We start from the raw sequence: 13,343 nt of genomic DNA, 5'->3' as shown, positions 1-13,343 counted from the left end.
CGGACGCGCCACCCCCTCCCCCGAGCGAAAGCAGCGGATGTGAGCCAGGTCCTCGACACACCGCCCCCCACCCAGGCCCCGGCCGACGACGACCTCGCGGCGCTGGCCGCCCGGCACGGCCTGTCGGTCAGTGGCGCCCGCCCCTCCCTGCCGGAGTACGTCCGGCAGCTGTGGGCCCGCCGCCACTTCATCACCGCCTTCGCCACCGCCAAACTCACCGCGCAGTACAGCCAGGCGAAGCTCGGCCAGGTCTGGCAGGTCATGACCCCGCTGCTGAACGCGGCGGTCTACTACTTCATCTTCGGCGTCCTGCTCGGCACCAAGCAGCATGTCCCGGACTACGTCCCCTTCCTGGTCACGGGCGTGTTCATCTGGACGTTCACACAGAGCTCGATCATGGCCGGCACCCGCGCGATCTCCGGCAACCTCGGCCTGGTCCGCGCCCTGCACTTCCCGCGCGCCGCGCTGCCGATCTCCTTCTGCCTCCAGCAGCTGCAGCAGCTGCTGTTCTCGATGGCCGCGCTGATCGTCATCCTGCTCTGCTTCGGCGTCCCGGTCGCCGCCTCCTGGGTGCTGGCGATCCCGGTCCTGGTCCTGCAGTTCGTGTTCAACACCGGCGTGTCGCTGATCATGGCGCGGATGGGCGCCAAGACCCCGGACATCGCCCAGCTGATGCCCTTCGTCCTGCGCACCTGGATGTACGTGTCCGGCGTGATGTGGAGCATCGACAAGCTCACCAAGAAGGACCACCTGCCGCACATCGTCACGGTCCTGCTGGAGACCAATCCGGCCGCGGTCTACATCGACCTCATGCGGTTCGCGCTGATCGACAGCTTCCACGCCCACCAGCTGCCCCCGCACGTGTGGGCCGCGGCCACCGGCTGGGCGCTGCTCGCCGGCATCGGCGGTTTCATCTACTTCTGGAAGGCTGAGGAGAGGTACGGCCGTGGCTGAGCAGACCGAAGCGAAGATCCCCACCGTCATCGCCGAGAACGTCGACATCGTCTACCGGGTCCACGGCACCGGCGCCGGCCGCGGCAGCGCCACCGCCGCCCTCAACCGCATCCTGCGCCGCAAGCAGGCCGAGAAGGCGGCGGGCGTGCGCCGGGTGCACGCGGTGAAGAAGGTGTCGTTCATCGCCTACAAGGGCGAGGCGATCGGTCTCATCGGCACCAACGGCTCCGGCAAGTCGACGCTCCTCAAGGCGGTCGCCGGCCTGCTCCCCGTGGAGAACGGCCACATCTACACCCACGGCCAGCCCTCCCTGCTCGGCGTCAACGCGGCCCTGATGAACGACCTCACCGGCGAGCGCAACGTCCACCTCGGCGGTCTCGCCATGGGTATGTCGCGGGAACAGGTCAAGGAGCGCTACCAGGACATCGTGGAGTTCTCCGGGATCAACGAGAAGGGCGACTTCATCACCCTGCCGATGCGCACGTACTCCTCCGGCATGGCCGCCCGGCTACGCTTCTCCATCGCCGCCGCCAAGGACCACGACGTCCTGCTGATCGACGAGGCCCTGGCCACCGGCGACCGCAAGTTCCAGATGCGCTCCGAGGAGCGGATCCGCGAACTGCGCGAGAAGGCGGGCACGGTCTTCCTGGTCAGCCACAACAACAAGTCGATCCGCGACACCTGCGAGCGGGTCCTGTGGCTGGAGCGCGGCGAGCTGCGCATGGACGGGCCGACGGAGGAGGTCATGAAGGAGTACGAGACCTTCACCGGCGACAAGAGCGACAAGAAGGCCGGCGCCACGAAAGCGGCGTAAAAGTGACAGGGAGGGAAACCAGGAGTCGCGGAACCTCCTCTTCCCTCCTGAGCGTCTCTCACCCCGAGCGCGGTCATCCCTTTCATCCGCTTAGTGACAGTATGTTATGAAGGGTGCCCCGAGCTGAACGAGCAGAAGGAGTCCACTGCGATGCCCCAACTCAGCGTCATCGTCTACGGACCGAACGCACAGGGGCATCTGACAGAGCTGCTTGGCTCCCTGGAGGCCCACCCGCTCCCCGACGCCGAGGTCATCGTCGCCGCGGTCGGCGACTGGGCGCGGGAGACGGCCGAGGGCCACGCCCCCGACACGATCGTCGTACCGCTGCCCGACGGCACCGGTGACGCGGCGGCCCGGGCCGCCGGCGCCGCCCGCGCCACCGGCCGCTGGCTGCACTTCGTGCACGCCAAGGACGGCCTGCCGGCCGGCGCCGCCCGGCTGATCGCCGAACGCACCGCCGAACTGGACGCCGCCACCGGCACCGACGGTGCCGCCCCCGTGGACGTGCTCCTCTTCGACCACGTCACGACCACCTGGCAGACCGCCGCCACCCCCTCGCGAGACGGGCGGCTGCTCGCCGCCGTCGGCCGTGCGGGCCTGCCCCTGGACGAGTCCGCCGACCTGCTGCGCCTCGCCCCGCTGCTCGGCAACCGCGCCCTGCGCGCGCAGTTCTGGCAGGCGCACGAGGAGCGGTTCACCACCGACGACGAACCGCACGCGGCGTACGCGACCCTGCTGCACACCGGCCGCGTGGCCTGCCTGAACCAGGTGGCGTACGAGAACCGCGAACTGCGCCCCGAGAGCCTGCCGCCGCGCGCCCCCGAGGACCGGTTCGCGCTGATCGAGCGCTACGAGTCGCTGCTCGCGCTCACCAAGGACCGCCGCGCCGCCCGCACGGTGCTGTACGACCTGATGATGCGCGACCTCGTGCGCACCTTCGCCGGTGAGAGCCTGCCCGACGACGTGGCCCGGGAGTTCTTCCGCCGCGCCTCCCTCGCCGCGGTCCGCTGGCGCCCCGAGAACCACGAGCGCCCGGCGGGCGTGGAGGGCGTACGGCACGCGCTGCTGGAGGAGGGCGCGTACACGAAGTACCGCGCCTTCCAGGCCGCCAACCGCGCCCGCCGCGCCGCCAAGAAGGCCGTACGGACCCGTAAGAAGCAGGTCGGCGCCCTGCTCCGGGAGCAGCAGTACCGCCGCGCCCTGACCCGCCCCCTCGACCCGGACCTGGCCGTGTTCGCCGCCTACTGGGAGCGCGGAGTGGCCTGCAACCCGGCCGCGATCGCCGCGAAACTCCGCGAACTCGCCCCGCACATCCACCCGGTGTGGGTGGTGGCGAAGGGCAACGAGGCCCTGCTGCCGCCCGGCACCGACCATGTGATCCCCGGCACCCGCCGCTACTGGGAGACCCTGGCCACCGCCAAGTACCTCGTCAACAACGTCAACTTCCCCAACGCGGTGGTCAAGCGCCCCGGCGCGATCCACCTCCAGACCCACCACGGCACTCCGCTCAAGCGCATGGGCCTGGACCAGATGGAACACCCGGCCGCCGCCAAGGGCCTGGACTTCGACGCCCTGCTGGGCCGCATCGACAAGTGGGACTACAGCGTCAGCGCCAACAGCCACTCCACACGCATGTGGGAGCGCGCCTACCCGGCCCGCTACACCTCGCTGGACCACGGCTACCCGCGCAATGACGTCTTCTACTCGGCCACGGCCGCCGATGTCCGTGCCGCCCGCGCACGCCTCGGCATCCCGCGCGGCAAGACGGCCGTCCTGTACGCGCCCACCCACCGCGACTACGAGGCCGGCTTCACCCCGCGCCTGGACCTCGCGGCCCTCGCCGACCGGCTCGGCGACGACACCGTGCTCCTGGTCCGCGCCCACTACTTCTACGGCGGCGCGGCCTCCCCGCTCACCGGCCTGCGCCGCTCCGGCCGGATCATCGACGTCTCCTCCTACGACCCCGTCGAGGAGCTGTGCCTGGCCGCCGACGCGCTGGTCACGGACTACTCGTCGATCATGTTCGACTACGCCAACCTCGACCGTCCGATCATCGTCTACGCCGACGACTGGGAGACCTACCGCACCACCCGGGGCGTCTACTTCGACCTGATGACCGAGCATCCCGGCCAGGTCGCCCGTACCCAGGAGGAGCTGACGGAGATCTTCGTCTCCGGCGCCTGGCGCGACGAGAACGCGGCCAAGGCGCGGACCGCGTTCCGGCGCCGGTTCTGCGAGTACGACGACGGACGCGCCGCCGAACGGGTCGTACGACGGGTGTTCCTGGGCGAACCGGAGGAGTCACTTCCCCCGGTGATCCCGCTGGAGGAACGCACCCCCGCCCCGACCCCCGAGGAGGCCTCGGCATGACGACCACGACGACCACGACCCCCGACGTCACGGTCACCGTCATCGTCTACAACGACGCGGCGCGCCTGCCCCGGGCGGTGGCGTCCCTGCGCGCGCAGACGCACGCGAACATCGAGATCATCATCAGCGACGACCACTCCACGGACGACACACCGACGGTGGCGCGTCAACTGGAGGCGCAGGACTCCCGCATCCGCTATCTCCGCCTGCCGGAGAACAGCGGCGGCTGCAGCGCCCCGCGCAACCGGGCCATCGAGATCGCCCGGGCGCCGTATCTGATGTTCCTCGACAGCGACGACGAACTCCCGCCGCGCGCCGTGGAGTTGCTGCTCGCCGCGCACCGCGAGCGCGAGGTGGACTTCGCCATGGGCGCCTGCCAGCGCCTCCGGGTGGACACCGGCCGCCGTACGACGTGGATGCCGCACCTGTTCGCCGAGCGGCGCACCCTGGACGACATCGCGTCGGACACCGAGCTGCTCTTCTGGCCGCTGTCGACGAACAGGATGTACACGCGCGACTTCCTGAACCGCCACAACCTCCGCTTCCCGGAGGGCGTCCACTACGAGGACCAGCTGTTCTCGATCCAGGCGTTCTGCCTGGCGAAGGCGTTCACGATCATCCCGGACCCCGTGTACGTCTGGCACATCGAGCCGTTCGCGGCGGCGGAGTCGGCCACGATCTCCAACCAGCGGCACAAGATCTCCAACGTCCAGGACCGTATCCGCGTGCACCGCATGATCGACGACTTCCTGGAGAAGAGCGGGCATGCCGGGCTGCGGGAGGCCAAGGACTTCAAGTTCCTCAAGCACGACTTCAGGCTCTACGCGGGCGACCTGCCCTACCGGGACGCGGAGTGGCTGGCCGCCTTCGCGGACATCATGAACCCGTACCTGGACACGCTGTCTCCCGGCGCGTACGCCCGTCTGCCCCGCCCGGAGCGGGTGGTGCTGGAGCTGCTGCGGGGCGGGCGTCCGGCCGACGCCCAGCTCGCGGCGCGCGGCCTCAGTCACGGGGTGGCACCGCGGCAGATCACGACCGACGCGTCCGGAGTGCCGTACTGGGGCGACAGCGTCCCCACCGACGACCGCGCCCGCCGCGAACTGGACGTGTCCGACCTGGAGTTGGACACACGTCCGTTCCCGAGCGCGCAGTTCCGCCACGAGATCACGGAACTGACGCGTGGCCCCGGAGCCACGCTCACCCTGTCCATCCGCACATACGACCCCGGCCTCCGCCTTCCCATCGGCCCCCAGCGCGCCCGCCTGGTGCTGTCGCCCGGCCGGCGCCGCATGGCCGTGCCCTTCCGGCTGGACCCGGTCCGGCCCGGTCTGTTCGAAGGCACCGTGCACCTGGACCTCGCCGCCGCACCGATCCCCCTGCAGGGCTTCGAGGGCGTCCGTCACCCCCTGGTCGTCCTGAACCAGCAGGGCCTGTCGCACTCGGGCCTGCTCCTGGCCCCCCTCGACTTCCCCACGGCCACGGCCCGCGTCGACTACCACTCCGGCGCGACCCCGCACCAGGTCACCGTCGAACCGGAGGGCCGCAACCCCGGCCGTCTCCAGATCCGCTGGCATCCCGTCGGTGTGACGGCGAGCGTCATCCGCCCGGTCATCCGCAAGATCGCCCGCCCGCGGGTCCGCAGGGCGGCGAAGCTGGTGGCGAGCGTGCTGAGGTAGGAGGGCCTGTCCGAAGCGCCGTTGCGCTGCAGGCGGATGCCCGGCGACGGGCGCGGGGTGGGCTGCTCACGCAGTTCCCCGCGCCCTTACGGGGCGCCTGCAGCTCAGCGCACCACTCGGTACAGGACCTGGCCTTCCGGGCCCACAGTCACCTTCCGCAACCCGGGTCCCGCCATGCCCTCCGGCCCCACGACCCACTTCACGTCGTACTCGCGCAGAATCCCGGCCCGGCCGGAGCCGGACGTCCCCGCGGCGAAGTACCGCTCCACCGCCGCCTCCCGCCGTGCAGCGTCCCGCAGGAACACATCCGGATAGCCCGGCGCCACGGTGTACGGCCCGTACGCGGGGATCTGCCGCGCGGGAAACCTTCGAGCCATCACCACATCGCCGTACTTCACCCACGGCGTGATCCAGTGATACCCCACCCACGGCGTGTGGTACTTCGCCGCGACCACCGACGGCAGCGCACTCTTCCCCGTCACATAGCCGAGCGTCCCGGCCTGCGTCCACGCCCCCACGGCCAGCGCGGCGCCCAGCACACACGCCCACCCCGCCCGTACGGCACGCCGCCCCGGCGACACGGCCTCCAGCGCGGCCGCGAGCTGTGCCGGGATCAGCGCGGCCGGCAGGGCGCGGCCCCAGGAGTAGTGGCCGGTCAGCCCGCCCGCGGCGAACACCAGCGCGCCGAGGACGAAGAACAGCGCCAACGGGTCCCAGCGGTCGCGCCGGACGCGCAGCACCAGCGCCGCCACCCCGAGCAGGACCAGACCGAACCGCGCGGCCAGGTGCTCGTACAACGGCCGGTGGATGGCCTCCAGGTCGGCACCCGCGGAGAACAGGGAGAAGAAGTCGTAGTACGGCCACAGCCACAGCAGGAGCATGCCCAGGGCCGACGAGGCGGCAAGCCGCGGCAGCACCGGCCGGGCCGGCCGGGCCGCGATCACCGTCGCCAACGCGCCCAACGAGGCCACGACGCCCGTGAACTGGTGGCACAGCAGAATCAGCGCCCACAGCACACCGAGCCCCAGCCACCTGCCCCATGTGGCCTCCTCCCGCGTCGCCCGCGTGAGCCAGGCCCAGAAGTGGAACGTGAGGCCGAGCGCGAAGACGCTGGGGTACGACACCGTCAGCGCCAGGGAGTTCAGGCCCAGGAAGCCGGACCAGTTGAACAGCAGCGGGCCCCAGAGGAAGACCAGGCTGAGCAGGGCCAGGGCGGGGGCCGCACGGTGCGGGCTCAGGGTTCGGACGTACCGCCAGACCCCGGTGACCAGCAGGGTCAGCCCGGCGAGCGCGGCGATCCGCAGCACCACGAACACCGACAGGCCGGTCAGCTTGGCGATCACGCCCAGGACCAGCATCCACGGCGAGTAGTAGGGGCTCGGCGTGTCCGCGTCGACCAGCGGGTTGCCGGGATGCAGCAGGCTGTGGCGCAGGCGCTGGACAGTGGCCGCGTGCATGCCGAGGTCGCCGGCCCAGGGCAGCCGGACGATGACCAGGAGCAGCAGCACCACGACGAGCGCGGCGGCGGCATGCGGCAGTATCCGGCCCGTCCGCGCGGCGCCGGCCGGCGGCGTGGTGCGGCTCAACGGCTCGGTGTCAGACGGTGCGGCGTGCATCCTGCTGGAACACCCACGTGCGATAGACCAGGAAACGGAAGGTGGAGGCGAGCGCGATCGACAGGGCCTTCACCACATTCGACCCGACCACGCCGTGCAGGCCGAGACCCTGGTAACCGACCCAGAACAGGCCGATTTCCATCCCGACGCCGAGGCCGCTGAAGACGAAGAACAGCAGGATCTGGCTGCGGGTGCGCGCAGACCGGTCCCGATAGGCGAAATAGCGGAACCCCAGGTAATTGGTCGCCATCGCGACACAGCTGGCCAGGACCGTCGCGGTCATCGCAGGCCAAGCCGGGCCGTGCAGCAGCAGGTTGAAGACCAGGAAATTGACCAGGACGCCGCTGCCGCCGACGATCCCGAATTTCACGATCTCCAGCACGACACGGGTGACGGGCCGCCGGGCCGGAGCCGGCGCTGGGGGTGCTGCCGGGCGGGTCTCGGTGAGTTGAACAGTCACAACCCAGACCCTAGCCGAAGGCCACCGATAAGCAGGAAACGGTAAATTCGCAGATCTTTTTTGGCTAAGGGCCGGCAAGAAACGGAACGCCCCGGGCCGATTCGACGTCGGCCCGGGGCGTTCTCAGCGCCGTACGGCTACGAGTGCGTGCGCAGCAGCGTCCGCATCGTACGCATCGCCACCGAGAGGTTGGCGAGGTCGAACGTCTCCGAGCTGCGGATCTCCTCCAGGGTGGTGCGCGCCCGGCTCAGGATGGGTGCGTTCTTCTGCTCCCAGGCCTTGAAGCGCTGCTCGGGGGTGGAGGTGCCGTTGCCGACCGCGAGGACGTCCGAGGTGAGCGCCGCGTGCGCCGCGTACAGGTCCTCACGGATGGAGGCGCGGGCCATGGACTGCCAGCGGTCGTTGCGGGGCAGCTCGATGATGCGGTCCATCAGCTGGGTGATGCTGAGCCGGTCGGCGAGGTCGTAGTACACCTCGGCGACGTCCAGCGGCTCCTTGCCCATGCGGTCGGCCACCGACACGATGTCGAGCGCCGGGAAGGCGGAGGAGAACCCGGCCACGCGCGTGGCGAGCTCGTCCGGGACGCCGGCCGCGGACAGCTCGTCGTACACGTGCTGGTACCACTCCAGGTCCGCGCCGCGCAGCAGCTTCGGCAGCTCCTGCCACACCCGCTCGACCCGCTCGGCGAAGAACTCGACGGTCTCGGCGAGCTCCAGCGGCTGCGGCCGGTTGTTCAGCAGCCAGCGCGTGCCGCGCTCCACCAGGCGGCGCGAGTGCAGCCGGATGCGGGTCTGGACGGCGGCGTCGACCTGGTTGTCCAGGGCCTCGACCGCGTCCCACACCGGTGCCGAGCAGAAGATCGCGCGGGCGGCCGTCTGGGCGCGGACGATCTCTTCCAGGGAGGCCCCGGTCTCCTCGCGCAGACGGTGCAGATACGTCGTACCGCCCGTGTTGACCGTGTCGTTGACCAGCACGGTCGTGGTGATCTCGCGGCGCAGCGGGTGGTGGTCGATGGCGTCGGCGAAGCGTTCGCGCAGCGCGGTCGGGAAGTACGCGTGCAGCAGGCTGCGCAGATACGGGTCGTCCGGCAGCGAGGTGTGCAGCAGCTCCTCGGCGACCGTGATCTTCGTGTACGCCAGGACGACGGCCGTCTCCGGGCTGGTGAGGCCCTGGCCCTGGCCGAGGCGCTCGCGGATCTGGCGGTCGGTGGGCAGGAACTCCAGCGCCCGGTCCAGGTGGCCCTCGTGCACCAGGTGCCGGATGAACCGCTGCTGGGCGTGGAGCATGTCCTTCGCCTGGAACAGGGCGTTGGCCAGGGCGGTGTTCTGCGCGTAGTTGTTGCGCAGGACCAGCGCGCCGACCTCGTCGGTCATCTCGGCGAGCAGCTTGTTGCGCTGCTTGACGGTCATGTCGCCGTCCGCGACCAGGCCGTTCAGCAGGATCTTGATGTTCACCTCGTGGTCGGAGGTGTCCACGCCGGCGCTGTTGTCGATCGCGTCGGTGTTGATCTTGCCGCCGTGCATGGCGAACTCGATCCGGCCGAGCTGGGTCAGGCCCAGGTTGCCTCCCTCGCCGACGACCTTGACCCTGAGGTCCTTGCCGTCGACGCGGATGGCGTCGTTGGCCTTGTCGCCGACGTCCGTGTTGGACTCCACCGACGACTTCACGTACGTGCCGATGCCGCCGTTCCAGAGCAGGTCGACCGGCGACTGCAGGATCGCCTTCATCAGGTCGGCCGGGGTCATCTTGGTGACCTTGTCCTCGATGCCGAGGGCCTCGCGGATGTGGGCGTTGACCGGGATGGACTTGGCGCTGCGCGGGAAGATCCCGCCGCCGGCCGACAGCAGCTCGGTGCTGTAGTCGGCCCAGCTGGAGCGGGGCAGCTCGAACAGACGGCGGCGCTCGGCGTACGACGTCGCCGCGTCCGGGGTCGGGTCGATGAAGATGTGCCGGTGGTCGAAGGCGGCGACCAGGCGGATGTGCTCGGACAGCAGCATGCCGTTGCCGAACACGTCACCGGACATGTCACCGATGCCGACGACCGTGAAGTCCTGGCTCTGCGTGTCCACGCCCAGCTCGCGGAAGTGCCGCTTGACGGACTCCCAGGCGCCGCGCGCGGTGATGCCCATGCCCTTGTGGTCGTAGCCCGCGCTGCCGCCGGAGGCGAAGGCGTCGCCGAGCCAGAAGTTGTACTTCTCGGCGACCCCGTTGGCGATGTCGGAGAAGGTCGCGGTGCCCTTGTCGGCGGCGACCACCAGGTAGGTGTCGTCGCCGTCGTGCCGGACCACGTCCTGCGGGGGCACGACCTCGCCGGCGACCATGTTGTCGGTGATGTCGAGCAGCGCCGAGATGAACGTCTTGTAGCTGGCGATGCCCTCGGCCAGCCACGCGTCGCGGTCCTTGGCCGGGTCCGGCAGCTGCTTGGCGACGAAGCCGCCCTTGGCGCCGACCGGCACGATGACGGTGTTCTTCACCATCTGCGCCTTGACCAGGCCGAGGATCTCGGTACGGAAGTCCTCACGCCGGTCGGACCAGCGCAGACCGCCTCGGGCGACCTTGCCGAAGCGCAGGTGCACGCCCTCGACACGCGGCGAGTACACCCAGATCTCGAACGCCGGGCGCGGCGCCGGCAGGTCCGGGATGGCCTGCGGGTCGAACTTCATGGAGACGTAGTCGTGCGGCCCGCCGCCCTGCGCGGCCTGGAAGAAGTTCGTGCGCAGGGTCGCCTTGATGACGGTGAGGAAGGAGCGGAGGATCCTGTCCTCGTCCAGGCTCGCCACCTGGTCCAGGGCCGCGTCCAGTTCCTCCAGCAGGGCGTCCGTGATCTCCAGGCCGGCCTTCTGCCGGTCCGGCGACATCCGGGCCTCGAACAGCGACACGAGGAGCCGGGTGGTGTGGACGTTGTTGCGGAGGGTGTCCTCCATGTAGTCCTGCGAGAAGGTCGAACCGGCCTGCCGCAGGTACTTGGCGTAGGCGCGCAGCACCATCGCCTGCCGCCAGTTCAGCCCGGCGCTCAGCACCAGCGCGTTGAAGCCGTCGTTCTCCGCCTTGCCGGTCCAGGTGGCCGCGAAGGCCTCCTGGAAGCGCTCGCGGGCGTCGTCGCCGAGGTACTCCCCGCCGCCGGCCGCCTTGGGCATGCGCAGACCGAAGTCGTAGATCCAGGCGGTGGTGCGGTCCGCGCAGCGCAGCTCGTACGGCCGCTCGTCCGTGACCTCCACGCCGAGGCGGCTGAGCACCGGCAGCACCTTGGAGAGGGAGACGGTGCCGCCCTTCTGGTAGATCTTGAAGCGGCGCTCTTCGGGCCCGGCGCCCACCGGCTCGTACAGGCTCAGGCTGAAGGTCTTGTCCTCGCTGAGCTGCTCCAGGTGGACCAGGTCGGCGACCGCCGCGCGCGGGGTGTGGTCGGCCTTGTAACCCTCGGGGAAGGCGTTGTTGTAGCGGCGCAGCACCTCGGCCGCGCGCTCCTCGCCGCACTCGGCGGTCAGCGCCTCGGCGAACGCGTCGGCCCAGGAGCGGGCCGCCTCGACCAGACGGGCCTCGATGCGCTCCTTGTCGCCGTCCGACAGCTCGGGCAGCTCGGTGCCCGGCGGAACACGGACCACGAAGTGCAGCCGGGAGAGGATCGACTCGGTGTTCCAGGCGGTGAAGTCGACGCTGATGCCACCGAGCTCCTCCTTCAGGATGTCGATGATCCTGAGCCGGACACCGGTGGTGTAGCGGTCGCGCGGGAGGTAGACGAGGGCCGAGTAGTAGCGGCCGTATTCGTCCTGGCGCAGGTAGAGCCGCAGCCTGCGGCGCTCCTGCAGGTACAGCACGGACGTGGCGATGGACTGCAGTTCGGCGGCGGGCGTCTGGAACAGCTCGTCGCGCGGGTAGGTCTCCAGGATCTGCAGCAGGTCCCGGCCGTCGTGGCTGTTGGGCGAGAACCCGGCGCGCTCCAGCACCTCGTCGACCTTGCGGCGGATGACGGGGACGCGGCGCACGGACTCGGTGTACGCGGCCGAGGAGAACAGCCCGAGGAACCGCCGCTCGCCGACGACGTTGCCCTGCTCGTCGAACTTCTTGACGCCGATGTAGTCCAGGTACGACGGCCGGTGCACGGTGGCCCGGCTGTTGGCCTTGGTGAGCACGAGCAGCTTGTGCTCGCGCGCCTTGGCGCGGGCGTCGGCCGGAAGCCGCTCGAAGGAGGGGCTGACCGGGTGCTTCTCGTCCTCGGCGTGGTGCGGGTCGGAGCGCAGTATGCCGAGACCGGTGCCGGGCACCGCGGCGAGCGTGTCGTCGTCGCGCAGCTGATACTCGCGGTAGCCGAGGAAGGTGAAGTGGTCGTCGGCCAGCCAGCGCAGCAGCTCGCGGGCCTCCTCGGCCTCGGGCGCGGGGAGGTCGCCGGGCAGCGGCTCGCTCTCCAGCCCGTCGGCGATCCGGGTCGCCGCGTCCCGCATCTTCTCCCAGTCCTCGACGGCCTCGCGGACGTCGGACAGCACGCGCAGCAGGTCGACGGTGATCTGCTTCAGGTCGGCGCGGTCGGTCTCCCGGTCGATCTCGACATGGATCCAGGACTCGACGTGCGCGTCGTGCGGGAGGTCACCGGCGGGCGGGGTCGGCAGGACCTCGATCAGCTTGCCGGTCAGGTCGCGCCGGACGACGAACTGCGGGTGGACGACGACATGGATGCCGCGCCCGCGCCGGGTCAGCTCATTGGTGACCGAGTCGACGAGGAAGGGCATGTCGTCGGTGACGACTTCCACGACCGAGTGACTGCAGGTCCACCCGTTCTCCTCCACGGTCGGGGTGTGGACCCGCACGTTCGCCGTGCCCTGGGGGCGGTGCTCGGCGAGCCGGTAGTGCGAGAGCGCGGCGCCGAAGAGGTCGACCGGGTCACGGCCGGTGAGGTCTTCCGGGGCGGTGTGCAGGTAGTAGCGCTGGAGGAACGCGAGCACGGACTCGCTGTCCGGGGTGTCCGGGGAGCCCTCGCCCGTGGTCCCGGTCGGAAGGTGGCCCCCGACCGGGCTGTTCTCAGCTACCCGGGCGGCCCTCTCGAGCAGCTCGGCCTTGGCTTCGTCCAGCTTGGTCTGCATTGTCCTCTGACTCCTGTCGCGCGCCGTTGCGTGACGTAGAAGGAAGTACGGTCTCTTTCCCTCCGGCTCGACGCCACGGCCCGGGGTGTCCGGTCCGTGTCGACGCTATGCCGCGAGGTGAGATGCGCGGGGGGAATTCGGCCATTCTCGACACGTCCGTCGGGTGTGACGCTGCTCTCGGCGCCGCCGTGTCCAGGGTTGTCCTCGGCGTCCCGGGGGCTCCTGCGGCCCCGTCCCGCCCGCGAAGACCAGCGACCGCCGCCCGGTCACGGAGGTGTTCCGTGCAACCCGGGCGCAGGGCAGGGGCAGGATCGCCCCCGCGAGATATCGCGCTGATCACGCCACAAGGCTATCGCTCCTCACCCCGGGCACGTCATG

7 protein-coding genes are annotated in these 13,343 nt (G+C 70.3%); 4 read left to right on the top strand and 3 right to left on the bottom strand.

Annotated elements, in window-relative coordinates:
• Positions 1-39: 39 nt before the first annotated feature.
• The 4 genes from ACIGXP_RS15295 (at position 40) to ACIGXP_RS15280 (ending at position 5,814) form a co-directional block, all read left to right on the top strand.
• Positions 40-954 (top strand): ABC transporter permease, encoded by a 915-nt coding sequence (locus ACIGXP_RS15295; RefSeq protein WP_399768494.1) that lies wholly within the window; start codon positions 40-42, stop codon positions 952-954.
• Positions 947-1,768, top strand: coding sequence for an ABC transporter ATP-binding protein (locus ACIGXP_RS15290; protein WP_363213852.1), 822 nt, complete (start codon positions 947-949; stop codon positions 1,766-1,768). The genes ACIGXP_RS15295 and ACIGXP_RS15290 overlap by 8 nt, the downstream gene beginning before the upstream one ends.
• Before the next feature lie 150 nt (positions 1,769-1,918).
• Positions 1,919-4,138: a CDP-glycerol glycerophosphotransferase family protein gene (locus ACIGXP_RS15285; protein ID WP_399768492.1), complete on the top strand. Its 2,220-nt coding sequence runs from the start codon at positions 1,919-1,921 to the stop codon at positions 4,136-4,138.
• Entirely contained in the window at positions 4,135-5,814 is a 1,680-nt protein-coding gene (locus ACIGXP_RS15280; RefSeq protein ID WP_399768490.1) for a glycosyltransferase family 2 protein, read from the top strand. Before ACIGXP_RS15285 ends, ACIGXP_RS15280 begins: the two co-directional genes overlap by 4 nt.
• A gap of 104 nt (positions 5,815-5,918) precedes the next feature.
• On the opposite strand, the gene ACIGXP_RS15275 is transcribed toward ACIGXP_RS15280, so the two are convergent.
• The 3 genes from ACIGXP_RS15275 to ACIGXP_RS15265 all read right to left on the bottom strand — a co-directional run bounded on the left by ACIGXP_RS15275 (position 5,919) and on the right by ACIGXP_RS15265 (position 12,965).
• Entirely contained in the window at positions 5,919-7,430 is a 1,512-nt protein-coding gene (locus ACIGXP_RS15275; protein ID WP_399768488.1) for a hypothetical protein, read from the bottom strand.
• On the bottom strand, positions 7,411-7,890 hold the full coding sequence (locus tag ACIGXP_RS15270) for a GtrA family protein (protein ID WP_363213849.1): 480 nt from the start codon (positions 7,888-7,890) through the stop codon (positions 7,411-7,413). Before ACIGXP_RS15270 ends, ACIGXP_RS15275 begins: the two co-directional genes overlap by 20 nt.
• Before the next feature lie 137 nt (positions 7,891-8,027).
• Positions 8,028-12,965 carry an NAD-glutamate dehydrogenase gene (locus tag ACIGXP_RS15265; RefSeq protein ID WP_399768486.1) on the bottom strand — a complete coding sequence of 1,646 codons (4,938 nt, stop codon included), beginning with the start codon at positions 12,963-12,965 and terminating at the stop codon, positions 8,028-8,030.
• Between the last annotated feature and the right edge of the window lie 378 nt (positions 12,966-13,343).

The sequence above is a fragment of the Streptomyces sp. NPDC053069 genome (assembly GCF_044546895.1).
Taxonomy (GTDB): domain Bacteria; phylum Actinomycetota; class Actinomycetes; order Streptomycetales; family Streptomycetaceae; genus Streptomyces.
Note: the sequence above shows the minus strand (reverse complement) of the source record. Positions and strands in the feature narration are given on the sequence as shown.

Coding starts and splice junctions, on each gene's coding strand:
- ACIGXP_RS15285 (WP_399768492.1), top strand. CDS start 1,919: ATGCCCCAACTCAGCGTCATCGTCTACGGACCGAACGCACAGGGGCAT.
- ACIGXP_RS15280 (WP_399768490.1), top strand. CDS start 4,135: ATGACGACCACGACGACCACGACCCCCGACGTCACGGTCACCGTCATC.
- ACIGXP_RS15275 (WP_399768488.1), bottom strand. CDS start 7,430: ATGCACGCCGCACCGTCTGACACCGAGCCGTTGAGCCGCACCACGCCG.
- ACIGXP_RS15265 (WP_399768486.1), bottom strand. CDS start 12,965: ATGCAGACCAAGCTGGACGAAGCCAAGGCCGAGCTGCTCGAGAGGGCC.